Origin of the sequence: Thalassococcus lentus (genome assembly GCF_028023555.1) — a bacterium.
Classification (GTDB): Bacteria; Pseudomonadota; Alphaproteobacteria; order Rhodobacterales; family Rhodobacteraceae; genus Thalassococcus_A; species Thalassococcus_A lentus.
The window spans coordinates 505,596-528,867 of the sequence record NZ_JAQIOY010000002.1; the positions used below are offsets into that span (position 1 = coordinate 505,596).

The window sequence follows — 23,272 nt, forward strand, 5'->3', positions numbered from 1 at the left end:
CATAACCGCAGTGCCTACTCTTTCAAAAGCTCATCAAGCCGCTTTTGTTCGTCGTCGGTCAGTCCGGTCTCGTTCGGCGCTTCGGCCTTTGAACGACCCCGGACATAGGCCGCGCCCATAAGCAAGGCGATCAGAAACAAAGCCGGGCCCGTCGCCCAAAGCACCCAGTTCCAGCCCCCCGTCGTCGGGCGAAGCAGAACGAACTCGCCATAGCGTTCAACGATGAAGTCCAGCACTTCTTCGTCGCTGTCACCTGCCACCAGTCGTTCACGCACCAGCAGCCGCAGGTCGCGCGCCAGCGAGGCATTGCTTTCGTCGATGCTTTCGTTCTGGCAAACCAGACAGCGCAAACCTTCGGACAGGACACGTGCGCGCTGTTCCAGCACAGGATCATCCAAAACTTCGTCCGGTTGAACAGCAGGTGCCGCCAGCGCCGATACAAGCACGAACGAAAGGGCTGCTATCGTTCTGATGAGGGTCGTCATTCCGCTGGCACCCCTGCTTTTGGCGCAGTTTTGCGCGCACCCGCAGCGACACGGAAGCGCCGATCAGACAGGCTGAGCAATCCGCCGAGCGCCATCAGAATGCAGCCCGCCCAGATCCAGTTGGCCAGCGGCTTGATGTAAGTTCGCACAACCCAAGCGTCCTGCCCTTGCGGATCACCGATCACAACGTAGACGTCCCGCCAGAACCGATAGTCGATCGCCGCCTCGGTTGTCGGCATCTGAGCCACCGGGTAGTTCCGCTTTTCCGGGAACAAATGCGCGACCTCTTGGCCGTCCACGCGAACGGAAACCTCGCCCATGGTCGAGAAATAGTTCGGACCTTCGACGCGTTTCACATCCTGCAGTTCCAGCTCGAATTGCCCGACATTATAGGGCTCGCCTACTTTGGCCACGCGAATGTCTTCTTGTTCCCAAGCCAGCAGCCCTGCAATCCCAAGCATGGTAATCCCCAGCCCGCTGTGCGCGACAGCCTTGCCCCAATCGGCGCGCGGCAACCGGAACAAGCGGCGCAAATCGCGGCTCTGCCCGGTGCGGCTAAGCAGATCGGTCACAGCCCCCGACACCAGCCAGGCGCCAAGGAAGACCCCGACAGGCCCCATCAGACTACGCCCGGTTTGCATCGCCCAGACCAACCCGGCCAAGGCAACCGCGAGCATAAAGGCCGGCACAAGGCTGCGCACCACACGGCCAGCCTTGGCCCGCTTCCAGCTAAGCATGGAGCCGATGGGCAGCAACAGGCCGAGCGCGATCATGAAGGGCGTGAATGCCATGTTGAAGAAAGGCGGCCCTACCGACAATTTGCGGTCAAAGAACATCTCGGCCACCAGCGGCCACATGGTGCCCACGAAAACGACAAAGCTGGAGACTGCCAGAAGGATGTTGTTGGCAACCAAGGCGCTTTCCCGGCTGACGACCCCAAACACGCCCTTTGCTTCCATGGTCTGCGCCCGGGCTGCGAACAGTGTCAGCGCACCCCCTGTAAAGAAGACGAGGATCATCAGAATAAACACGCCGCGTTCCGGATCGTTGGCAAAGGCATGCACCGATGTCAGCAGGCCCGAGCGCACGATAAAGGTGCCGATCAGAGAGAAGCCAAACGCAAGAATTGCCAGCAGGATGGTCCAGCTTTTCAGCGCTTCGCGTTTTTCGACCACGATCGCCGAATGCAACAAGGCTGCTGCAAAAAGCCATGGCATGAAGGATGCGTTTTCAACCGGATCCCAGAACCAGAAGCCACCCCAGCCCAATTCATAATAGGCCCACCATGATCCCAGCGCGATGCCGATCGTCAGGAACACCCACGCAGCCAGCGTCCAAGGGCGCACCCAGCGCCCCCAGGCGGCATCCACGCGGCCTTCGATCAACGCGGCCACCGCAAAGCTGAAACAGATGCTAAGCCCGACATACCCAAGGTAGAGAAACGGAGGATGGAAAGCCAAACCCGGATCCTGCAACAGAGGGTTCAGATCTTGACCATCAAAAGGCGGCACCTGCATCCGAAGAAACGGGTTGGAGGTGAAGAGGATAAATCCATAAAAGGCAACAGATACAGAAGCTTGAACTGCCAGAACGCGCGCCCGCAATGTCGGTGGCAGATTGCCACCAAACCATGCGGCCATTGCCCCGAACAGCGCAAGGATCAACACCCAAAGCAGCATGGAGCCTTCGTGGTTCCCCCACGTTCCCGAAATCTTGTAGAGCATCGGCTTGGCCGAGTGGCTGTTCAGATAGACGAGCCGCAGGGAAAAGTCCGAGACCACAAAGGCGTAGGTCAAAGCCGCAAAGGAAAAGGCAACAAACAAAAACTGCGTGGTCGCGGCAGGTTCGGCCACAGCCATCCAGCCGGGCCAGCGTTTATGCGCACCGATCAACGGAACAATGGTTTGGATAACCGCGATCAAGGCGGCAAGGATGAGGGCGAAGTGTCCGAGTTCTGTAACCATGCCCCGGACTATAGGGCCGCGCATATCCCGGGCCAATCATAATCGGCCCGGGCGTTTGATCACATTGTCGCGGGGCTTGGCCTCGGTGGTTTGCCGGCCTGCCAATCCGCAAGCGCGGGATTGTCTGACGTCATGGCCACATCGTCATCGTCGGCCTGCCGGATGTTTTCGACCGCGTCGATTGTCCGGATGACCTGCGGAACCGTGGCGATGGTGGCGGCCAGTTCACGCTGGAACGCCTGCCCCTTGGCCTGATGTCGCGCGCCGAAATAAAAACTGACGATTGCGGCCAACAACCACCAGAGCGGTTCTGGCACAAGAGCAATCCCGGCCATGCGGGCGGCAAACCAGATCGGATCGATCATGGCCGCTACGAACAAACCCATGGTTCCCAACGCCATGGCCGGTCTGGGAACCCGGTTCAGAGCGTCCATCAGGCGATCAAACCACCCCCGTCTGACGATCCTGAATTCGCGCCCGAACTGGTCCAACGCAGCGCCCTGCAACGATGACCATCGGACTGCATCAGCTTCGGCATTGATGCGGAACACTTCAGCTGTTTCCGCCAAAACATTCCGGTTGGATCCGAACAGGACCCCGAAAATCTGCTCAATCATCCCCATGATGCGGTCCGCGCCCGAAACTCGGCCTCGGTCATATGAAAGCGATCCGAAATGAATTCTTCGGCGCGCTTGATCCAGCCGCCTTTTTGACCGCCCCGTGTTCTGGCATACTTGCGGCTGGCCGGGCGCCTGTCTGCAATGCCAAAGTAATAGTTGCGCCGCGCAATTCCGTAGGCATCCACCAAGTGGTCCGGCGCTTTGGCATACGCGCGTGCGGCGGCACCGATGGTTTGCGGGCCAATCGCGCCGTCCACGCTCACTGGCTCGCCCATCTGCCGCATCAATCGCTGAAGGATCTTGATCGCGTTCCCACCAGCATTCACATACATGTCGAAGACCGTCTCGTGCAGCGCCTCGGGCAGCTCAGCGATCCGGGGGCGCAAAAAGTAGTGTTCCAGAAAAATTTCCACGGCCTGTTTTCTGCTTAGTCGCTGAACGTCATGCGATGTGATCCGGCCATCGCCATCCAGATCCAGTCCAAGACGCCGCATTGTATGAATCGTAACGCCGAATTTGGTTGCGCCGCCCGGATCGTCGGGATCATTGACATAGCCGCCCTCACGAACGACGATTTCCTCGGCCATTTGCCGCACTTTGCTTGCCATTGGTTTGCCTCCTGCTCGAAGCGGTTTTAAGTGGGGCAAGCCTGCGCAGCGGGCGTTAATCAAAACTGACCGGAGCGTACGGAAACCATGAGCAGCGAAAAGACGGCAGAACAGGTTATTGAAATGCTTGACCTGCAGCCCCACCCCGAAGGTGGCCATTATCGCCAAACCTGGATTGACGATACGGCTGACGGCCGACCCGCCGGAACCTGCATCTATTTTCTGCTCAAGGGGGGTGAACGCAATCTCTGGCACCGTGTCGATGCCACAGAGATCTGGCATCACTACGCTGGCGCTCCGTTGGTTCTATCGCTCAGCGAGACCGAAAAAGGCCCGCGCCGCGATCTGGCGCTGGGTCCGGATCTGACCTCCGGGGAACGCCCCCAGCTGATCGTGCCTGCACATTTTTGGCAGGCGGTCCGATCAACCGGCGACTGGACGCTGGTCGGCTGCACCGTCAGCCCGGGTTTCCAATTCGAAGGCTTTGAACTTAAAACCGCCGAGTTTGACATCCCGTGACCGCGCTGCCTTTTCTCACACCGCTCAGCCCCGAACAGCAGATCGCGTTCGGCATGAATCAGATCGCGCCGATTGCCATGGCGGACAGGGTGCGTTTTGGCGAATTGGATCAGCTGGCGCATGTGAACAACGTGGAATACCTGCGCTGGTTTGAGTCTCTGAGGGTTCAATACTTCACCGAATGCGGCCTGACGAGCTATCGCAAACCCGGTGTTGAGCCTCGCATCGTCATTCGGCGCGGTGAAACCGACTATCTGTCCGAGGTGCGCCAGAACGAAGTCTATGTGGCCACTGCCCGTACCCGCAGTTTCCGCAAATCCAGCTTTATCATGGATCAGGACCTTTGGGTCGCACGCGATGGTGGCGCCGTGCTGGCGGCGCGTTTTGTGGCTGTGATTGTCCTGCTGTTGCCCGACGGCTCAGCACGTTGGGACATCCCGGACTGGCTTGCCGACCATTTCGTTCAAGCGGACGGCGCAGAACAGAAAAGCTGAGCGCGGCTGCTCTGGCCGGACGGCGTTACAGCCGGGGAAAGATCGTCTTCATTTCGGCATCGAATTTTGCCCAACTGACGCTGGCCTTGTTCCCTGCGTAGCCATGGTAGTGCGATTTACCAGAACTGTTCGGTAGCCCGGCCCAGATCTTGGCGAGGTTGTTCATGAAGGTGTGCCGGGGCATGTCCCCGCGCAAGAAGCGGTGAAGCCCAGCCTCGGCCAGCAAAACATCGGCCAGCCGGTCCTGAACCAAGGGCGAGAATCGCGTTTCGGGCGGCAAATTCAACTTGTGAACAAGGCGCCGCAACGTTTTGGGAATAAACTGGTATTTCCCGATGGCATGCGGCTGTCCGGGAGTTGTGTCGATCCAATGATAGATCTGCGCGATGCTTAACTGTGTTGGGCGCATCGGCGGTTTGATCCGCGCGCCATATTGCACGGCATCATATCCATCGCGTCTGGATTCTGCGTGACGGATCAATGCGCGAAGCCGGTGCATCTGTCCCTTTGTGGCCGCAAAGCCCGCCGCAGGTGCGCCGGGATCCAAGGGCAGAATAAACCGGGCAGCGGCATGGCCGTCAGGCCCAAGTCTTTCAGGGCGTATTGGCGCCGGTCGTGCGGCTGGCGGCGCAAAAAAGCCGTGGCTGACCCGCCCTGCAAAAAGGCTTGGGCCATTGGCCTGTCGCTGTCCCGCCGTCTGACCACCAAGATCACCGGCGATCGGTGCGCGGGCCTGCAAAAACCCATTGTGGTCAGCCAGTCCTGCACCGCCAGCATACGCGGGGGCGCAAGGCGCGGCCACAATTGCCACCACAATTGATCTGAACCGGGTTTGGCTGTTGCGCTTTCTGCGCCCGACGCATGTCTTCATGCAGCCAGAGTTAAACCCATTGCACTAAGCGGCGGTTACCACCATTGGCGGATTACTTAGAACTTTATCCATCTCGGACCTACCCGGCCCCAAAACTGCTCTCGTAGAAGCGTAGCCAGTTGCCACCAAGGATCCCGTCCACCTCTTCGCCGCTCAGACCGGTTTCACCCAGACCTTCGCGTACATTGTCCCAGTCGCGGTTGTCTCTGAACCAGTCGGGCATGGGCGGAAAGCCGGGGTTCCCGGCCGATCCCTCACCAAAATCAATCCCCTTGGTCCAGCGACCCACGCGCATCCATGTCACGATGCTGTCGGGCTGATCCTGACAAAGGTCCGTGCCGATACCCAAATTTTCGGCACCGTAGCGGTCAGCCGCCTCGGCGATCATTTCGCAAAAGCTGCTCAGCGAACAATTCGTACCGCCCGCAAGGTGATGTGGATAGACCGAAAAGCCCAGCATGCCACCGGAATTTGTCAAAGCTTTCAATACAGTGTCGGATTTATTGCGCAGCGCCGGATGCCACCAATGCGGGTTCGCATGTGTGATCGCAATCGGGCGCGTGGAATGCTCAATGGCTTCCAGCGTCGAACGTTCCGCCGAATGGCTCATGTCCACGACCAGACCAACCCGGTTCATTTCCGCAACGACCTCACGCCCCATGCGGGTCAGGCCCATGTCCTCGTCCTCATAGCAGCCCGTCGCCAGCAATGACTGATTGTTGTAGGTCAGCTGCATAAAGCGCACACCCAACTGGTGCACGATCTCGATCAAGCCGATATCGTCTTCGATTGGGCTTGGGTTCTGAAATCCAAAGAAGACTGCTGTACGGCCCGTCTCCTGTGCGATCCGCACATCCGCCGCGGTTGTGCCGCGCATGATCAGATCCGGGAACTGTTCGAACCAGCGATTCCACTGTTCCAGATTCAAAACCATTTCCCGAAAACTCTCGTGATAGGCAATGGTCACATGGATAGCGTCCACTCCGCCCGCGCGTAGCTGGCGAAAGACTTTTTCAGAGAAGTTGCAGTACTGCAGATTGTCGATCAGGGGTGCTTTCATGCCGCCACGCTAGGAGCGCCCGCCCCACCGCGCAAGCCGCAAATTTCGTTCGCGGACCTTTAACTTTGGATCGACGCCGCCCACTCCAGCACCGCGACCTGCAAAGTATCCCAATCGGTGTAGACCTTGTCGGCCTTCAAATCCGCCGAGGGGTCTTTCCTGGCGATGATCCGGCGCATGAAAAAGGCAGTCACCACATCATATGCCGACGGCTTGTAGGCACCTGCCAGATGCAAGACGCGCGACGGATGCCACCCGGTTGCTTCGCTTAATTCGGCGGCGATCCGATCCAGCGACCGCCAGTCGTCATCATCGTGCCCGGCTGCAGCCAAAGACACCGATATGAACATGCTGGGGATTTGATCCAGTCTCTTCTTTTGTGCGGCCGCGAAATCGGACAACGCCCCCTGATAGTGTCCAGAATGAATCGATGCCAAAAGCAAAACAGCATCGAAATCCTGCAACGGGCGCGCGTCGCCATCCGCAAGCGGCATCAATTCAACCGTATGCCCCGCATCAAAGAGCGTGTCTGCGGCGCGTCGGGCGATCTGGCGGGTGTGCCCCTGCGTTGTGGCATAGGAAACAAGATACTTCATGACAAACTCCGATGGTGAATACCTGCACAAAGTACCGCTCCGCTGAAAAGATCACTTTGAGCCATGTCATTTCCGAAACGCGCAGTGCCGCGATCGGACCAAATCGAAAAGGGCTTGCCTTTTTCGCCGGGATGCCACAAAGCAGCGTCATGACAGCAATGGTTCATATCCGACGAGGCTAACGCCCGTTTTAACCTCCCCGCGCAACGCGCCGGGGCTTTTGCTGTTCCAAACCCTCTCGAAAACTTGACATGCCCCTGTGCCCTTGGCACCACTCGGGCTTCTCACAAAGGATACGTTCATGATCCCTTCTGTCCTGCCGACCTATTCCCGGGCAAACCTGCATTTCGTCAAAGGCGAAGGCAGCTGGTTGATCGAGGCAGATGGCCGACGTTTCCTGGATCTGGGCGCCGGTATCGCCGTCAATGCGCTGGGACACGCCCACCCTGCTTTGGTCAAGGCGCTGACCGATCAGGCGCAAAACCTGTGGCACGTCTCGAACCTGTATGAAATTCCGCAACAACAGGCGCTGGCGGACAAACTGGTCGATGCAACCTTTGCGGATACAGTCTTTTTCACCAACTCCGGCACGGAAAGCTGCGAGCTGGCGGTCAAGATGGTGCGCAAGTACTGGTATGAAAAAGGCCAGCCCGAAAAAACCGAGATCATCGCATTTGATGGGTCCTTTCATGGACGGTCGTCAGCAGGCATCGCGGCAGCCGGTTCGGAAAAGATGACCAAGGGCTTTGGTCCACTGCTGCCGGGCTTTGCCCATGTTGGCTGGGGGGATCACGAGGCATTGCAGGCCGCAATCAACGAAAATACGGCGGCCATTTTGATCGAACCCGTGCAGGGCGAAGGCGGCATCCGTCCCCTGCCCGACCAGTGTCTCAAGGGCCTCAGAGAGCTGTGCAACACAAAAGGCATTTTGCTCGTGCTCGACGAAGTGCAGTGCGGCGTGGGCCGGACCGGACGGCTTTTTGCACATGAATGGGCGGGCATCACTCCCGACATCATGATGGTCGCCAAAGGCATCGGCGGAGGGTTCCCTCTGGGTGCGGTTCTGGCCACAGAGGATGCGGCATCGGGCATGACCGCGGGCACGCATGGATCGACCTATGGCGGTAACCCGCTGGCCTGCGCAGTCGGCTGTGCGGTTATGGATCATGTGGCCGACCCTGAATTTCTGGACGGGGTCAATGCCCGTGCCGGCCTGTTGCGCCAAAAACTGGAAGGGTTGGTCGCGGCACATCCCGATATCTTTGAAGGTGTGCGCGGATCGGGCCTGATGCTTGGTCTGAAATGCAAGGCGACCAATATGGACGTGGTCAACGCCGGATATTCCGCCGAGGTGATCACCGTACCGGCAGCGGACAACATCGTCCGCCTCTTGCCGCCGCTCACGATCACCGAAGACGACATATCCGAAGCAATCACACGGCTTGATGCCGCTGCGACCATCTTGGAAAGCAATTCAAAGCCGACCTGAGACCGGTCTTTTCCTTCACTCGACAATATCGCCTGCGGTCCGGGGCCTGCCCCGAACCGCAGCCTGACAAAAGTATGACGCCATGAACCATTTTCTCGACATTCACAAAACTGACAAAGCCGATCTGCGCGCGATCATTGACGGCGCCCGTGACATGAAAGATCGCCGAAACGGACGGCCCAAGGCCGCGACAGACGACGAAACACCACTCAAGGATCATATGGTTGCACTGATCTTTGAAAAACCTTCCACACGCACACGCGTTTCGTTCGATGTCGGTGTCCGGCAGCTGGGTGGGCAAACCATGGTGCTTTCGGGCGCTGACATGCAGTTGGGTCACGGTGAAACCATCGCAGATACGGCACGGGTTCTTTCGCGCTACGTTGATCTGATCATGATCCGGACATTCGACGAATCCGTTCTCGAAGAAATGGCGGAATATGCCTCGGTCCCGGTGATCAACGGGCTGACCGACCGGTCCCACCCTTGCCAGATCATGGCTGACGTCATGACCTTCGAAGAACATCGCGGGCCGATCAAGGGCAAGAAAGTTGTCTGGTGCGGTGATGGCAACAACGTCTGCGCATCGTTCCTGCATGCCGCCGGGCAATTCGGGTTTGACCTGACCTTCACCGGTCCGGTGCAATTGGATCCGGAAATGGAGTTCGTGGGATTTGCACGCGGAGAAGGCAGCAAGGTCTTGATTGAGCGGGATCCATTCAAAGCGGTCGAAGGCGCAGATCTGGTACTGGCTGACACATGGGTATCCATGCATGACGCCCAATCAGCCCGCGAGCGCCGGCACAACATGCTGCGGCCCTATCAGGTCAATCGTGAGCTTATGGACGCGGCCAAACCGGATGCACTGTTCATGCACTGCCTGCCAGCGCATCGGGGCGAAGAGGTGACATCCGAGGTGATGGATGGGCCAAACTCGGTAATCTGGGACGAAGCCGAAAACCGCCTGCACGCCCAAAAGGCGATCATGCGCTGGTGCCTGAACAAATAGTCCAACTCACCGCAAATATGGCCCGCCCGCGAAACGGGGCGGGCCTTTTCTTTAGGCCTGCGAACCTGCGTTGCGATGCACATAGTCCAGCAATTGCGCGGTCGAGCCATCCTTGCCCTCGACGGCCTGCTCGCCTGTGACCATTGGGCCCAGTGCCGTTGCCAGTTCCTTGCCCAACTCAACGCCCCATTGATCGTAGGAATTGATGTTCAAGATCACTCCTTCGACAAAAACGCGGTGTTCATAGAGCGCGATGATCTTTCCCAGTGTTTCCGGGTCAAGCAGCGGATAGATCAGCGTCGTCGAAGGCCGGTTGCCGGGGAAGACGCGGTGACGTGCCTGCCGCTCCAGTTCATCACCTTTGAATTTGTCGGCAACCTTACTGCGCGCCTCGTCAAGGCCACGGCCACGCATCAAGGCCTCGGACTGCGCCAGACAATTGGCGACCAGCAAATGGTGATGGTGTTCTAGATCCTCTTCGTGACCCGCCGCGGCCAGCATGAATTCGCACGGCACAACGCGCGTTCCCTGATGAATCAACTGGTAAAAGGCGTGTTGACCATTGGTGCCGGGCTCGCCCCAGACCACAGGGCCGGAATGGCTGGTCAAATCTGCGCCATCCATGCTGACGCCCTTGCCGTTGCTTTCCATCTCGAGCTGCTGAAGATAGGCGGGCAGCCGCGACAACCGATTGTCGTAGGGCAGCACGGCGCGGGTGGCATAACCAAGCCCCTGATTGTGCCAGATTCCCACCAGCGCCAGCATCAGCGCCATGTTTTCCTCAGGCGCGGCATTCAGGAAATGCCGGTCCATCGCCTGTCCGCCACGCAGAAACGCGCGGAATGCTTGGGGACCAACGGCAATCATCAACGACAGCCCAATCGGACCCCACATGGAATAGCGCCCCCCCACCCAGTCTTCGAAGCCAAAGACACGGTCCGCAGGGATGCCAAAAGCTTCAGCCTTTTCAACGGCAGAGGACAGCGCGATGAACTTACCGTCCGCGCTAGTCCCGTGCGCGGCCAGCCAAGCCTTGGCCGTCCGTGCGTTGGTCATGGTCTCGATGGTGGTAAAGGTCTTGGACGCGACAATGAAAAGCGTTGTTTCCGGATCGCATTTGCGCAGCGTGTCCGCAATGTCGGCGCCGTCTACGTTGGACACGAAATGGCAACGCGGACCGTCGTGATAAGGTGCCAGCGCCAGCGTTGCCATGGCGGGTCCCAGATCTGAGCCGCCGATTCCGATGTTCACCACATCCTTGATGGCGCTGCCGCGCAACTCCTTGGCCAGTGTTTCCATCCGGTCCAGTGTTTCCAAAACCTCGGGCATGACGTCGGCGCCGTCCACGAGAACCGCATCACCATCAAGATTGCGCAGCGCCGTATGCAGAACCGCGCGGCCTTCGGTTTCATTGATCTTCTCACCGGAGAACATGGCTTTGGCCCGTTCGGCAACACCCGCGCGTTGCGCCATTGCAATAAGATCATCCCTGAGCGGAGCATCAATTTGTGTTTTTGAGTAGTCGAACAGCATCCCCAAGGCATCCACACTGAAGGTGCTGGCCCGCTGCGCATCATCTTGGAAAAGCGTTTCGATACGGCGCTCACCAATGCGGGCCGCTTGTTTTTTCAGATCATCAAACATGATGTGCCTCTGTTCTAATGTCTTTGCCCTATGAATTAGGCTGCCCAATGTACCTTGGCGCCGGAAAGGACCGCGTTGATCGGCGCGTCGCGTTCGCTCAGACCGCGTGCTCCGTCCAGTGCCGCGCGTTTGTCAGCACCGAAAATCAATACATGCTTGCGCAGCGCGCCATTCAGAACCTGTGCGCTGAGTGTCACACGCGGCTCTGGCGCGCCCGGCGCACGCATCGGGACCAGAATTGGTGCCTTGGGATCCAGTGCTTCGTCCAGCCTGTCGGCTTCAGGAAAGATCGATGCCGTGTGCATATCCAATCCCATACCCAGCAAGACCACACCCAAAGGCAATTCGTTCTTGATGGTTTCACCCAAAGCGGCAACGGCGGTGTCGCAGTCCTGACCATCTGCATAGAGCGGCAGCAACCGGGCCTGAGCGGCGCGTTCAACCAACAGCCGTTCACGCAGCAACCGTGTGTTTGAGCGTTCGCTTTGTTCCGGCACCCATCGTTCGTCGCTCAGCATCACATCGACGCGGCTCCAATCCAGATCGGCAGCACAAAGATCGTCGAACACCGGACCGGGTGACGTCCCGCCGGGAACCGCCAGCGCAACCCGGTCCTCGTGGCGCAAAAGCGCACGCAGATCGCCGGCAATCTGGTTGGCCAGATCAATGACCAACATTTCTCTGTCCGGGTACTCGATGAATTCATAGCTCATGGCGTATCGCCCTTGTTGTTGGCCAGGCCCCGAGCCTAGCTCAGTCCTTGATCTCGCGCCACTTGCGACCGTCGCGATGCATCAGCATCAGGGAATCCTCTGGCCCTGCACTGCCCACGTCATAGGGTTTGGGAAAGTCGCCACGCTTCTGCCAGCCCTCGATGATCGGATCCGTCCATGCCCAGGCTGCTTCGACCTCGTCGCCGCGCATGAACAGCGTCTGATTGCCTCGGATCACGTCCATGATCAAACGCTCATAGGCATCTGGTACTTCTTCGGCTTCGGGCCCGAATTCCTCGGCAAAGCTCATGTCCAGTGGAACATCCATAAGGCGCATCCCGCCCGGTCCCGGCTCCTTGATGGTGACCCCCAAGGTCATACCTTCGTTCGGCTGCAGGCGGATTGACAGCACATTGGAATGCCGCCCAGCCTCTTCTCCAAAGATCGAATGCGGCGCGTCTTTGAACACCACCGCGATTTCGGATGCGCGTGCGCGCAGCTTCTTGCCCGTTCTAATGTAAAACGGCGTGTTGGCCCAACGCCAGTTAGAGACATGGCATTTCATCGCCACAAAGCTTTCAGTGCTGGATCTCGGGTTTTCTACATCCGTGCGATAATCCGGTTCGTCGCCTTGTTTGGCGTATTGCCCCCGCACGATGTGGTGCGGCAGGACCGGATCCAAGGCACGGATCACCTTGAGCTTTTCATCGCGCACGGCATTCGGCTCGAACCGCGCTGGCGGTTCCATCGCAATCAGACACAGCAATTGCATCAGGTGGTTCTGCACCATGTCGCGCATGGCGCCCGATTTGTCATAGTAACCGCCACGCCCGCCGACACCGACCGTTTCAGCAACCGTGATCTGAATGTGATCGACATACTGGGCGTTCCACAACGGCTCGAACAGCATGTTGCCGAACCGAACGGCCATCAGGTTCTGGACCGTTTCCTTGCCCAGATAGTGGTCAATGCGGTAAATCTGTTCTTCGTCAAAATGCTTGGCCAGCGTGGCGTTCAGCGCCTTGGCCGTCTCTAGGTCATGACCAAAAGGCTTTTCGACAACGATCCGGCTTTGTTCGGACGCCAGACCAAAGCTGTGCAGACGTTCTGCCAAATCACCAAAAAGGCTGGGCCCAACCGAAAAATAGAACGCCCGGACCGGCACTTCGTCGCGCATCCGGCTGGCCAGTTCCTTCCAGCCGCCCTCGCCTTTGGCATCAACCGCAACATAGCCAACCCGCTCCAGAAACCCGTCCAGTGTTCCGTCATCGCAGGATCGGCCACCGCCGAATTCGCGGATCGCGGCGGCAACCATATCGCGGAAGCCAGCGTCATCCATATCCGTCCGCGCCGCGCCAATGATACGGGCGTCCGAAGGCATCTGCCCCGAACAATAGCGGCGAAACAAACCCGGCAGGATCTTGCGGCGGGCCAGATCACCGGTTCCTCCGAAAATGACCAGATCAAAGGGTTCTACGGGAATGACTCTCGAAACCATGCGGGTCTGCCTTCTGCTATCAGCAATGCGCCACCGACTCGGAATAGTTAGCGCTAACGGGTGCGTATTACCCCCTTCTGTCACCAATGTCTAACATGCAACTGCCCTTCACAATGGTGTCAGAGCAAAATTACAGCACTGGCCAAGAGCGCGCGCGCGTCCTAGCACTATCGCCAAGCAAAAGGATGAACGCGATGAAAGACCTTTCAGGCGCAAACTCAGGCAAATTTCAGGACCCGGCTCTTACGGCGACCGGAGAAGCCCGCGCGACGGTTGCCCTCAGCAACCCGCAAACGCTTTGGTTCAACACAGGCACCCTGTGCAACATCACCTGCGTGAATTGCTACATCGAAAGCTCACCAGAAAACGATCGCCTGGTTTATATCACAGCGGACGAAGTGCGCGACTATCTCGATCAGTTGGAAGCCCGCAATTGGGGCGTTCAGGAAATCGCCTTTACCGGCGGTGAGCCGTTCATGAACCCTCAGATGATCGAGATTACGCGCGCTTCACTTGAACGTGGCTATGATGTTCTGATCCTGACAAACGCCATGCGCCCCATGATGCGCAAGCGGGTCCAGAGCGGGTTGCTTGAACTGAACGAAGCCTTCCCCGGCAAGCTCACAATGCGCATTTCCGTCGATCACTGGTCGGCTGATCTGCATGACACCGAGCGCGGCAAAGGCAGTTTCGAAATCACGCTGCAGGGCATGCGTTGGCTGCGGGACAACAAGTTCCAGATGGCTGTTGCCGGTCGGACCATGTGGGACGAAACGGATCAGGGCAGCCGTGCGGGCTATGCGTCGCTTTTCGAAGCAGAAGGTTTTGACATCGACGCGACAAACCCCGGCCAAACGGTTCTGTTCCCTGAGATGGATGAAAATGTCGAAGTGCCAGAAATCACGACGGCATGTTGGGGAATTCTCAACAAGTCCCCGTCCGAGGTCATGTGTTCGTCATCGCGGATGGTGGTGAAACGCCGCGGCGCGGATAAGCCAACGGTTCTGGCCTGCACGCTTCTACCCTATGATCCGCAGTTCGAATTGGGCAGCACGCTGGAAGAAGCCGAACGGGACGTGGCCCTGAACCACCCCCACTGTGCCAAGTTCTGCGTTTTGGGCGGCGCGTCCTGTTCCGCCTAACCGCTGAACACCGCCGGTATTCGGCTCCTATCTCGCGCAAAGGCTAATTACACGGACCATTGACCGCATCACCGGGTCGGCAGCGTGCCGCTGCCCGTCGTCTGCGGCCTTGCGCCTGTTCGCAACCCATGCAAACTGCCCTCAAGCTGACAGGAGAGCCCATGCCCCCGCGTAAAATCATTATCGATACGGATCCTGGTCAGGATGATGCGGTTGCCATCCTGCTGGCACTGGCCAGCCCCGAAGACGTAGAGGTTCTGGGCATTACCGCCGTTGCCGGCAATGTGCCCCTGCCCCTCACACAGAAAAACGCACGCATTGTATGCGAGCTGGCGGGCAAGCCGGACACCCGCGTTTTCGCAGGCTGTGACGCGCCGATCGCGCGCCCCTTGGTAACGGCCGAACATGTGCACGGCAAAACAGGACTGGATGGCCCGGATCTGCCAGACCCGGTCATGGCGTTGCAGGACCAGCATGGCGTTGATTTCATTATCGACACGCTGCGCAATGAGCCTGAAGGCACCGTTACGCTCTGCCCGCTCGGCCCTTTGACCAATATTGCCACGGCGCTGCAACGTGCTCCGGATATCGCAACACGCATCGCGGAAATCGTTCTCATGGGCGGCGCTTACTTCGAAGTGGGTAACATTACCCCCGCTGCCGAATTCAACATCTACGTCGACCCCGAAGCCGCCGCTGTTGTTTTCGCCTGCGGCGCGCCCATCACCGTGATGCCTCTGGATGTCACGCACAAGGCACTGGTCACGGCTGAACGCAACAATACCTTTCGGGCGCTGAATACGCCCGTTGGTCTGGCCGTCGCACAAATGACCGACTTTTTCGAACGGTTCGACAAGGAAAAATACGGCTCGGCCGGGGCACCTCTGCATGACCCCTGCGTCACCGCCTATCTGATCAAACCTACACTTTTCACAGGCCGCCACATCAACGTGGAAATTGAAACCCAAAGCGCGCTTACGCTGGGAATGACCGTCGCGGACTGGTGGCGCGTGACCGATCGCGCTCCGAATGCCACCTTTATGGGTGACATTGACGCGCAGGGTTTCTTTGATCTGCTGACAGAAAGGCTGGCCCGGCTTTGAACGCCCTGCACCTCGCCACACTCGACGATCTGGACAAACTGGAACCGCTGGTGACAGCCTTTCACAGCGAACAGGGCTTTGACACCGCCGAGGGCCATGCCGCACAGGCGATTGCGCCGCTTCTGGAAGGCTCGCCTCATGGTGCCATCTGGTTGATCGGGCCCAGACGTGCGCCGGTCGGATACATCGCCATCACCTTCGGCTGGTCGCTTGAATTCGGTGGACTGGACGCCATCGTTGACGAACTCTACATCCGCCCAGCCGTGCGGCGTCGCGGAATGGGTTTTGAGGCCCTGAACGGCGTCAGCCGCGCTCTCAAAGAGGCAGGCGTGCGGGCTTTGCACCTCGAAGCACGTCGCAGCGATGCACGTCTACAGGAATTCTACCGACGTGCGCGATTTGTGCCGCGGGACGACTATATGTTCATGAGCCGGGTTCTGTGATCCCGGACTGTGACCAAGCTGGGCCGCCACGCCCGAGCCCGACAAACGCACGATCATTCAACAGGTTGACCCCATGACGGTGAAGATTCCTTTCGACAACAGCTATGCGCGTCTGCCCGACGGGTTCTTTTCCCGCGTCGCGCCAACGCCCGTGCGGGATCCCTCCCTGATCGTGTACAACACCGCGCTCGCCGATGAACTGGGGATTTCCAGCGACAACCGCAATGAACTGGCCGTTTTGTTTTCCGGCAATGGCAAACCCGACGGCGCAGAACCGATCGCCCAGCTCTATGCGGGTCATCAATTCGGGCACTACAATCCGCAACTGGGCGATGGGCGGGCAATCCTGTTGGGCGAAGTGATCGACCAGACTGGCACAAGACGCGATATTCAACTCAAAGGCTCAGGCCCCACCCCATTTTCCCGCATGGGCGACGGCCGCGCTTGGTTGGGCCCGGTTCTGCGCGAATATCTGGTGTCCGAAGCGATGCATGCGCTCGGCGTGCCGACCACGCGTGCTCTGGCAGCGGTCAGAACCGGCGATGTGGTACTGCGCGAAACGCCGCTGCCGGGGGCCGTGCTTACCCGTGTGGCCGCCAGCCATATCCGCGTCGGCACCTTTCAGATCTTTGCCGCGCGCCAGCAATGGGACGCGCTGGAAACGCTGTTCGACTACACCGTCGCCCGCCACTATCCCGAGGCCCGCGATCCGCATGATCTGTTGGATCACGTCATGGACCGTCAGGCCGATCTGGTGGCCAGATGGATGTCATTCGGCTTTATCCATGGCGTGATGAACACCGACAACTGCACCCTATCCGGCGAAACCATCGACTACGGCCCCTGCGCTTTCATGGACCGCTATGATCCGGACACGGTTTTCTCATCCATCGACCGACACGGCCGCTACGCCTATAGCGCACAGGCCGACATAATCGTCTGGAACATGGCACAGCTGGCAACAGCGCTTGTACCGCTGCTGCCCGATCAGGACGCGGCCGTCGAACGCTTTACAAAGCAGGTGCATGCGATGCCCGACAGGATCCGAGCAAAGTGGCTGGATCACTTTGCCGCCAAGATCGGCATCTCCGCGCCCCGCCCGGAGGACGCCGACCTGATTGGCGATCTGCTCAACATCATGCAGCACGGCCAGGCCGACTTCACCAATACGTTCAGAGCCCTGCCCCAAGCGGCGGCGCGCGATCAATTCATCGACCCAACCCTGTTCGACGCCTGGGCTGCACGCTGGAACACACGTCTTGAGTCCGAAAACGATCCGACCGCACTCATGCGACGAACCAACCCGGCCTATATTCCGCGCAACCACCGGATTGAACAAATGATCGCCGCAGCCGTAGACGGCGACGATGCACCGTTCCACCGCTTGCTCGAAGTCTTGTCACGCCCCTATCACGACCAGCCCGAGCACGCCGACCTGCAACGCCCCCCCGCCCAGGACGAGATCGTCCCGGCTACCTTCTGCGGGACCTGAGCGTTTCTTCGTGCTGAAAATATCCCGGGGAATCGCGGCTTGCCGCGATGGGGCAGCGCCCCGTTAGGCGTCGGTCAGTCCCGGCGCGGAGGGATCGAATAGGTCAGACTGGCGTGGGCAACCGCCTGATCACTGCCTTCGGAGAACAGCAGAACATCAGTCACGCTGAGCGACCGGCCCATTTTCAGAACACGTGCTTCGGCCAGAATATCGCGGCCCGCTTCGGGTTTGCGCATGAAATCAATGCTGCAATGGGTGGTCACGGTCAGCGCTTCAGGGCCGATCCGGGCCATGGTCGCCACGTAAGCAGCCACATCAGCCAAAGAAAACATCGCCGGGCCGGACACCGTCCCTCCGGGCCGCAGGTGCCTTTCGTCATTGAACAGCCGCATCACCAGCAAGGCGTCGTCCATCTGATCAATGCCGAACATGCCTTCGACTTGCGGGAAAACCTCTTTAAGAAAGCTCTCCATCTCCGGAATGGTAAATTTCAACATGCGCGTCCTCCCTATTGGCGCTAGAGTTCCCGCAAATCAGCCGGGAGAACAAGATGGCATTGCTGGAACGCACCGACGCAGATGGGATTGCCCATCTTCATATGAACGCGCCCGAACGGCTCAATGCCCTGTCGGATGAGATGCTGGCGGCCTTTCAGGCCCAGATCGACGCGCTTCACGACGACCGCGACACCCGCGTGGTGGTGATCTCAGGCGCGGGCAAGGCGTTTTGCGCGGGCCATGACCTCAAGCAGATGCAGGCTGGCCGTCAGGCCGAAGACGGCGGAAAGGCCTATTTCGCCGATTTGTTCACCCGCTGCGCGTCGGTCATGACCGGCCTGACCCGCCTGCCTCAGCCTGTGATCGCACAGGTCCACGGCATCGCCACCGCCGCTGGCTGCCAGATGGTGGCGTCCTGCGACATGGCCGTGGCGGCAGAAGGCACAAAATTCGGCGTCAACGGCGTGAACATCGGGCTTTTCTGCTCAACCCCCATGGTCGCCCTGTCACGCAACATCCCCCGCAAACGGGCCTTTGAGATGCTGACCACCGGACAGTTCATGTCCGCCGAAGAGGCGGTCGAGCGCGGGTTGATCAACCGCACCGTCCCCGCCGACCAGTTACAGACCAACACCGCAGAGCTGGCCCAAACCGTCGCCACCAAACTCTCCGCCGCCGTAAAAATCGGCAAATCCGCCTTCTACGAGCAAATGCAAATGGATCTGGACGCGGCCTATGCCTACACCGGTCAGGTGATGGTCGAAAACATGCTCTGGCGCGATACAGAAGAGGGCATCAGCGCATTCCTGGAAAAACGCCCGCCGGATTGGGCGTGAGCGCAGGATTGACGGTTTGATTGGCGGCTACGCGGGACGAAGCAGGCTTTCACGAAGTCACGCGAATGTCCGCTTGTCAGCAACACTAATTCTTAAATCAGCCGAGCATGACGCAAATGGCTTGTCATGCTGTGCACGAATACCTAGTTTCGGCCCAAGCTTGAGGGAAGGGCCTCAGGCAATGGAGATTTTATGCGAGAGCCCCGGGCATAAGCCCGTTCCCGATCAAAATTTTCGGGAACGCCAGAAGCAAAAGGACACTCACGCGTTACGCTGAGTGATCCCATTTCTGCAATCTCATGAAATCGAGACCCTCCCTTGAATATATCAAAGCACGAACAGCGTGTTTTGCACGAACTCGCCCTTGGTGGAGCCATCCATCACGAACGGTGTGATAACGGCAAGATACACGCTGTAACTTGTTTCACACGCGATGGTCATGTCCTGGCGGACTGCACCTTCGACGTATTTCTTCGCCTCAAGAAACGGCGCTTCATCCGCTCGCAGAATGGCAAGCCGTATCGCGTATCGCGGCAAGGCATCAAAGCCGTGCGAGCCCAGCTTAACCAACGATGAAAGGAACATATCATGGAGTTTACGACGACTTACCTGGATCGAACTGGCGAAATCACAGATCTTTTCCGATCAACCTTCACAAACTCCGAAGGAGCTGAGGAAGGTGAGCTGATCGGTGCGCTGGTGGAACGGATGCTGGCCACGGTGGAGACGCCGGACATCTTTGTCTTCTGCGCTCTTGAAGAAGATAAGCTCGCCGGATCGGCGATTTTTTCGCGCATGACCTACACGGAAGACGAGCGCATAGTTTTCATTCTCTCGCCAATGGCCGTGGCCACCGAACACCAGGGCAAAGGGATCGGGCAGAAGTTGCTAATATTCGGCCTGAATGAGTTGCGTCGAAACGGGGTCGACGTTGCGCTGACCTATGGCGACATCAACTTCTACTCAAGGGTTGGGTTCGAGCAGATCTCCCCAGCCGTGGCGCCGCCACCCTTGCCGCTGGCATACCCTGAAGGTTGGCTTGGGCAATCGCTGACAAGTCGGCCGCTCGACCCGCTCAAGGGTGCGTCCAGCTGCGTTGCGGCACTCAGCAATCCAGACCTATGGTAATCTGCTAATTTGGGACGAGAGGCATCCGGGAACCTTCCCGGATGTCTTTCTCAAAGCTGCCATTCATGCGGTGTGCAGCATAAGACGAACTGGGCTCAAACTAGTCTTTCGCTGCAAATCGCAAAAACGCCCACTGCCAATAACACGCACAGCTTGCTTCTGGGCCGCTGTTTCACTACCTCCCACCTCATGACACAAGAACTCCACATCGTCGGCGGCGGCATGGCCGGGTCCGAGGCGGCCTGGCAGGCTGCAAACATGGGCGTTAGGGTCGTGATCCACGAGATGCGCCCCAAGGTCGAAACCTTTGCCCACCAGACCGGAAATCTGGGCGAGATGGTCTGTTCCAACTCCTTCCGCTCGGACGATGATGAACAGAACGCCGTGGGCCTGCTGCATTGGGAAATGATGCAGGCAGGCGGGCTGATCATGCGCACGGCCCACGCACATCGTTTGCCCGCCGGGGGCGCTTTAGCGGTGGACCGAGAAGCCTTTGCCGAAGCGGTGACCGCCGCGCTGCACGCCCATCCGAACGTGCGCATCAGCTATGACGAAGTCACCGATCTGCCGGATCAAGGCACGTGGATCTTTGCCACCGGCCCACTGACCTCTCCGGATTTGGGCGCAGCCATCCAGCAAGAGACCGGCACAGACAGACTTGCGTTTTTCGATGCCATCGCCCCGATCGTCTATGCCGACAGCATCGACATGAGCACCGCATGGCTGCAATCGCGCTATGACAAGGGCGAGACCGAAGAAGAGCAAAAAGCCTATATCAACTGCCCCATGACCAAGGACCAGTACGAGGCCTTTATCGACGCGCTTCTGGCGGCCGACAAGACCGAGTTTCACGAGGGCGAAACCGCCGGGTATTTCGACGGCTGCCTGCCGATCGAAGTCATGGCTGAACGCGGCCGCGAAACCCTGCGCCACGGGCCGATGAAACCTGTGGGGCTGACCAATCCACATGCACCCGATGTGAAACCCTGGGCCGTGGTCCAACTTCGCCGCGACAATGCGCTTGGCACGCTCTACAACATCGTGGGCTTCCAGACTAAGATGAAGTACGGCGCGCAAACGGCTGTTTTCAAAATGATTCCGGGCCTGCAGGATGCCGGTTTTGCCCGCCTTGGCGGCATTCACCGTAACACCTTTCTGAACAGCCCCACACTGCTGGATGCGCAGATGCGTCTGCGGTCAAAGCCCAACATCCGCTTTGCCGGGCAAGTCACAGGCGTCGAAGGCTATGTCGAAAGCGCCGCCATGGGTCTTCTGGCGGGCCGCATGGCCGCCGCTGAACTCACCGGTGCGCCCCTGCCCGAAGTCCCGCAGGATACGGCCCATGGTGCACTGATCCATCACATCACCGGTGGCGCCGAAGCCAAGACGTTCCAGCCGATGAATGTGAACTTTGGCCTCTTTCGCCCGGTCGATGGGCTCAAGGGCGGGCGTCGCGGCCGCAAGGATCGCTACAAAGCCTATACGGACCGCGCCAAGGCCGCATGGTCCGACTGGTTGGCACAACAAAGGCTTGACGGCGCTGCGGCAGAATAGGCAGGCTGTCGGTATGACCGATGCCTTTCTCGATAAAGTCTACAGCGCCCGCAGCGCCGACGAGACCCGCGCGCTCTATGACGCCTGGTCGAAAAGCTACGAAGCAGAGGTGGCCGAGAATGGCTATGTCACGCCGGAACGCTGCGCCAAGGCACTCTACAGCGCCACGAGCGACCCAAGCATGTCGATCCTCGATTTTGGATGTGGCACTGGCCTGTCCGGGCTTGCGCTGAAGCTCGCCGGGTTTCAGGCAATCGACGGCTGCGATTTATCGCCCGGCATGCTGGAACAGGCCCGGGACAAGGACGTTTACCGCAACCTGAGCCAAATCGGCGCTGGCGACTCGCTCCCGGGTGGCTATGCGGCCATTGCCGCGATCGGGGTCATCGGCTCCGGCGCGGCGCCGCTTGAAGTGCTCGATCGCATTCTCGATGCTCTTGAAAGCGGCGGCCTGACGGTCTTTTCTTTCAACGATCACACGCTCGAAGACCCGGGCTATCAGGCACGGGTTGACGCGTTGATCGCGTCGGGACGGGTGCAGGAACTCACCCGCGAACACGGACCACACCTGCCTGCCCGAGACATGAACTCCACAGTATACGTGCTTGAAAAAACGTGACTTTCACCACACGGTTTGCACCATCCCCAACTGGCCCTTTGCACCTGGGCCACGCCTATAGCGCATTGCTGGCCCATGGTATGGCACGGGCGGCCGGCGGCCGCTTTTTGCTGCGCATCGACGATCTGGACCAAAGCCGCGCCCGCGCGCATTGGGAAAATCAGATCTACGATGATCTGCGCTGGCTGGGCATCACTTGGGATGGCCCGGTGCGCCGACAGTCAGATCATTTTGACGACTATCGGCATGCCCTCGAAAGACTGTCGCGCAAGGGCGCGGTCTATCCCTGTTCTTGCAAGCGCCGCGACATAGAGGCGGCAGCCTCTGCCCAGCAGGAAGGCGTGCCCTCTCATGGCCCCGATGGTCCGATCTATCCCGGCACGTGCCGCCACCGGCGGTTTGAAGACAGGCAATCGGGGGATGCGCTTCGTTTGAACCTCGATATGGCCTGCGGAGCAAAAATGCCGTCATTTCACGAAACCGGACCAGATCACACGGGCGATCACCAAATTACAGGGCAATACCTCAAGTCCTGCGTTGGCGATCCTGTGCTCGCACGCCCCGGAATGGCCGCCTCATACAACTTTTCCGTGGTACTGGACGACGCGGCAACCGAGATCACCCATGTGGTGCGCGGCGAAGATCTGTTCACCGCCAGCTACATCCAATGCTTTTTCCAATGGGACATGGGCCTGCCCGCGGTAACCTACCACCACCACCGCTTGATCCGGGACGAGTCTGGCAAACGCCTTGCCAAACGCGACGACGCTCGCGCTATTGCCACCTACCGCGCCGATGGTGCCACGCCACAGGACGTCCGCAGACTGGTCGGGCTATAACCCACGTCTTCTTCTTTGATAAAATACTCCGGGGTCCGGGGCAGAGCCC

General features: G+C 59.1%; 25 protein-coding genes. 14 read left to right on the forward strand and 11 right to left on the reverse strand.

Annotated elements, in window-relative coordinates; translation table 11 throughout:
• Positions 1-14: 14 nt before the first annotated feature.
• From PFY00_RS07550 to PFY00_RS07565, 4 genes are read right to left on the reverse strand one after another with little or no spacing between them, the layout of a single operon-like run.
• Positions 15-485, reverse strand: a complete 471-nt coding sequence (locus PFY00_RS07550; protein ID WP_271431927.1) for a cytochrome c-type biogenesis protein — start codon at positions 483-485, stop codon at positions 15-17.
• Positions 482-2,449, reverse strand: a complete 1,968-nt coding sequence (locus tag PFY00_RS07555; RefSeq protein WP_271431928.1) for a heme lyase CcmF/NrfE family subunit — start codon at positions 2,447-2,449, stop codon at positions 482-484. The genes PFY00_RS07550 and PFY00_RS07555 overlap by 4 nt, the downstream gene beginning before the upstream one ends.
• A 59-nt stretch (positions 2,450-2,508) precedes the next feature.
• Positions 2,509-3,072, reverse strand: coding sequence for a holin family protein (locus PFY00_RS07560; RefSeq protein ID WP_271431929.1), 564 nt, complete (start codon positions 3,070-3,072; stop codon positions 2,509-2,511).
• Positions 3,063-3,677 carry a holin-associated N-acetylmuramidase gene (locus tag PFY00_RS07565; RefSeq protein WP_271431930.1) on the reverse strand — a complete coding sequence of 205 codons (615 nt, stop codon included), beginning with the start codon at positions 3,675-3,677 and terminating at the stop codon, positions 3,063-3,065. Before PFY00_RS07565 ends, PFY00_RS07560 begins: the two co-directional genes overlap by 10 nt.
• An 87-nt stretch (positions 3,678-3,764) precedes the next feature.
• Between PFY00_RS07565 and PFY00_RS07570 the strand changes: the two genes are divergently transcribed.
• Positions 3,765-4,196: a cupin domain-containing protein gene (locus tag PFY00_RS07570; protein ID WP_271431931.1), complete on the forward strand. Its 432-nt coding sequence runs from the start codon at positions 3,765-3,767 to the stop codon at positions 4,194-4,196.
• Positions 4,193-4,690, forward strand: a complete 498-nt coding sequence (locus PFY00_RS07575; RefSeq protein ID WP_271431932.1) for an acyl-CoA thioesterase — start codon at positions 4,193-4,195, stop codon at positions 4,688-4,690. The genes PFY00_RS07570 and PFY00_RS07575 overlap by 4 nt, the downstream gene beginning before the upstream one ends.
• Positions 4,691-4,715: 25 nt before the next feature.
• Here PFY00_RS07575 and PFY00_RS07580 read toward each other — a convergent pair whose 3' ends face one another.
• From PFY00_RS07580 to PFY00_RS07590, 3 genes are all read right to left on the reverse strand, one after another.
• Complete coding sequence (locus PFY00_RS07580) at positions 4,716-5,492, reverse strand: lysozyme family protein (protein ID WP_271431933.1); 777 nt, start codon at positions 5,490-5,492, stop codon at positions 4,716-4,718.
• 148 nt (positions 5,493-5,640) lie between these two features.
• On the reverse strand, positions 5,641-6,621 hold the full coding sequence (locus tag PFY00_RS07585) for a membrane dipeptidase (protein WP_271431934.1): 981 nt from the start codon (positions 6,619-6,621) through the stop codon (positions 5,641-5,643).
• A 59-nt stretch (positions 6,622-6,680) separates the two neighbouring features.
• Positions 6,681-7,217 (reverse strand): flavodoxin domain-containing protein, encoded by a 537-nt coding sequence (locus PFY00_RS07590; RefSeq protein ID WP_271431935.1) that lies wholly within the window; start codon positions 7,215-7,217, stop codon positions 6,681-6,683.
• 301 nt (positions 7,218-7,518) lie between these two features.
• Here PFY00_RS07590 and PFY00_RS07595 point away from each other — a divergent pair, with 301 nt between their 5' ends.
• Together PFY00_RS07595 and argF are read left to right on the forward strand one after the other, a co-directional pair.
• Positions 7,519-8,706, forward strand: coding sequence for an aspartate aminotransferase family protein (locus tag PFY00_RS07595; protein WP_271431936.1), 1,188 nt, complete (start codon positions 7,519-7,521; stop codon positions 8,704-8,706).
• 82 nt (positions 8,707-8,788) lie between these two features.
• A complete protein-coding gene (gene argF, locus PFY00_RS07600; protein WP_271431937.1) occupies positions 8,789-9,715 on the forward strand; it encodes an ornithine carbamoyltransferase in 927 nt (308 codons plus the stop codon).
• A 51-nt stretch (positions 9,716-9,766) separates the two neighbouring features.
• Here argF and pgi read toward each other — a convergent pair whose 3' ends face one another.
• Genes pgi through zwf form a run of 3 tightly spaced genes read right to left on the reverse strand, consistent with a single transcriptional unit; the run spans position 9,767 to position 13,570 of the window.
• On the reverse strand, positions 9,767-11,359 hold the full coding sequence (gene pgi / locus PFY00_RS07605) for a glucose-6-phosphate isomerase (protein WP_271431938.1): 1,593 nt from the start codon (positions 11,357-11,359) through the stop codon (positions 9,767-9,769).
• A 35-nt stretch (positions 11,360-11,394) separates the two neighbouring features.
• Positions 11,395-12,072 carry a 6-phosphogluconolactonase gene (gene pgl, locus PFY00_RS07610; RefSeq protein ID WP_271431939.1) on the reverse strand — a complete coding sequence of 226 codons (678 nt, stop codon included), beginning with the start codon at positions 12,070-12,072 and terminating at the stop codon, positions 11,395-11,397.
• A 40-nt stretch (positions 12,073-12,112) separates the two neighbouring features.
• On the reverse strand, positions 12,113-13,570 hold the full coding sequence (gene zwf, locus PFY00_RS07615; protein ID WP_271431940.1) for a glucose-6-phosphate dehydrogenase: 1,458 nt from the start codon (positions 13,568-13,570) through the stop codon (positions 12,113-12,115).
• Between the two features lie 194 nt (positions 13,571-13,764).
• Between zwf and PFY00_RS07620 the strand changes: the two genes are divergently transcribed.
• The 4 genes from PFY00_RS07620 to PFY00_RS07635 all read left to right on the forward strand — a co-directional run bounded on the left by PFY00_RS07620 (position 13,765) and on the right by PFY00_RS07635 (position 17,750).
• A complete protein-coding gene (locus PFY00_RS07620) occupies positions 13,765-14,712 on the forward strand; it encodes a radical SAM protein (protein WP_271431941.1) in 948 nt (315 codons plus the stop codon).
• Positions 14,713-14,873: 161 nt separating this feature from the next.
• Positions 14,874-15,815 carry a nucleoside hydrolase gene (locus PFY00_RS07625; protein ID WP_271431942.1) on the forward strand — a complete coding sequence of 314 codons (942 nt, stop codon included), beginning with the start codon at positions 14,874-14,876 and terminating at the stop codon, positions 15,813-15,815.
• A complete protein-coding gene (locus tag PFY00_RS07630; RefSeq protein ID WP_271431943.1) occupies positions 15,812-16,258 on the forward strand; it encodes a GNAT family N-acetyltransferase in 447 nt (148 codons plus the stop codon). Before PFY00_RS07625 ends, PFY00_RS07630 begins: the two co-directional genes overlap by 4 nt.
• Before the next feature lie 73 nt (positions 16,259-16,331).
• Positions 16,332-17,750 (forward strand): protein adenylyltransferase SelO, encoded by a 1,419-nt coding sequence (locus PFY00_RS07635; protein ID WP_271431944.1) that lies wholly within the window; start codon positions 16,332-16,334, stop codon positions 17,748-17,750.
• Between the two features lie 74 nt (positions 17,751-17,824).
• Here PFY00_RS07635 and PFY00_RS07640 read toward each other — a convergent pair whose 3' ends face one another.
• Positions 17,825-18,247, reverse strand: coding sequence for a PaaI family thioesterase (locus tag PFY00_RS07640; RefSeq protein WP_271431945.1), 423 nt, complete (start codon positions 18,245-18,247; stop codon positions 17,825-17,827).
• A 53-nt stretch (positions 18,248-18,300) separates the two neighbouring features.
• Here PFY00_RS07640 and PFY00_RS07645 point away from each other — a divergent pair, with 53 nt between their 5' ends.
• From PFY00_RS07645 to gluQRS, 6 genes are all read left to right on the forward strand, one after another.
• Positions 18,301-19,083 carry an enoyl-CoA hydratase gene (locus PFY00_RS07645; RefSeq protein ID WP_271431946.1) on the forward strand — a complete coding sequence of 261 codons (783 nt, stop codon included), beginning with the start codon at positions 18,301-18,303 and terminating at the stop codon, positions 19,081-19,083.
• A gap of 348 nt (positions 19,084-19,431) precedes the next feature.
• Positions 19,432-19,659: a YjhX family toxin gene (locus tag PFY00_RS07650; protein ID WP_333908203.1), complete on the forward strand. Its 228-nt coding sequence runs from the start codon at positions 19,432-19,434 to the stop codon at positions 19,657-19,659.
• A 12-nt stretch (positions 19,660-19,671) separates the two neighbouring features.
• Positions 19,672-20,211, forward strand: coding sequence for a GNAT family N-acetyltransferase (locus PFY00_RS07655; protein WP_271431948.1), 540 nt, complete (start codon positions 19,672-19,674; stop codon positions 20,209-20,211).
• A 189-nt stretch (positions 20,212-20,400) separates the two neighbouring features.
• Entirely contained in the window at positions 20,401-21,765 is a 1,365-nt protein-coding gene (gene trmFO, locus PFY00_RS07660) for a methylenetetrahydrofolate--tRNA-(uracil(54)-C(5))-methyltransferase (FADH(2)-oxidizing) TrmFO (protein ID WP_271431949.1), read from the forward strand.
• A 13-nt stretch (positions 21,766-21,778) separates the two neighbouring features.
• Positions 21,779-22,384, forward strand: coding sequence for a class I SAM-dependent DNA methyltransferase (locus PFY00_RS07665; protein ID WP_271431950.1), 606 nt, complete (start codon positions 21,779-21,781; stop codon positions 22,382-22,384).
• Positions 22,381-23,223 (forward strand): tRNA glutamyl-Q(34) synthetase GluQRS, encoded by an 843-nt coding sequence (gene gluQRS, locus PFY00_RS07670; RefSeq protein WP_271431951.1) that lies wholly within the window; start codon positions 22,381-22,383, stop codon positions 23,221-23,223. Before PFY00_RS07665 ends, gluQRS begins: the two co-directional genes overlap by 4 nt.
• Positions 23,224-23,272 lie beyond the last annotated feature (49 nt).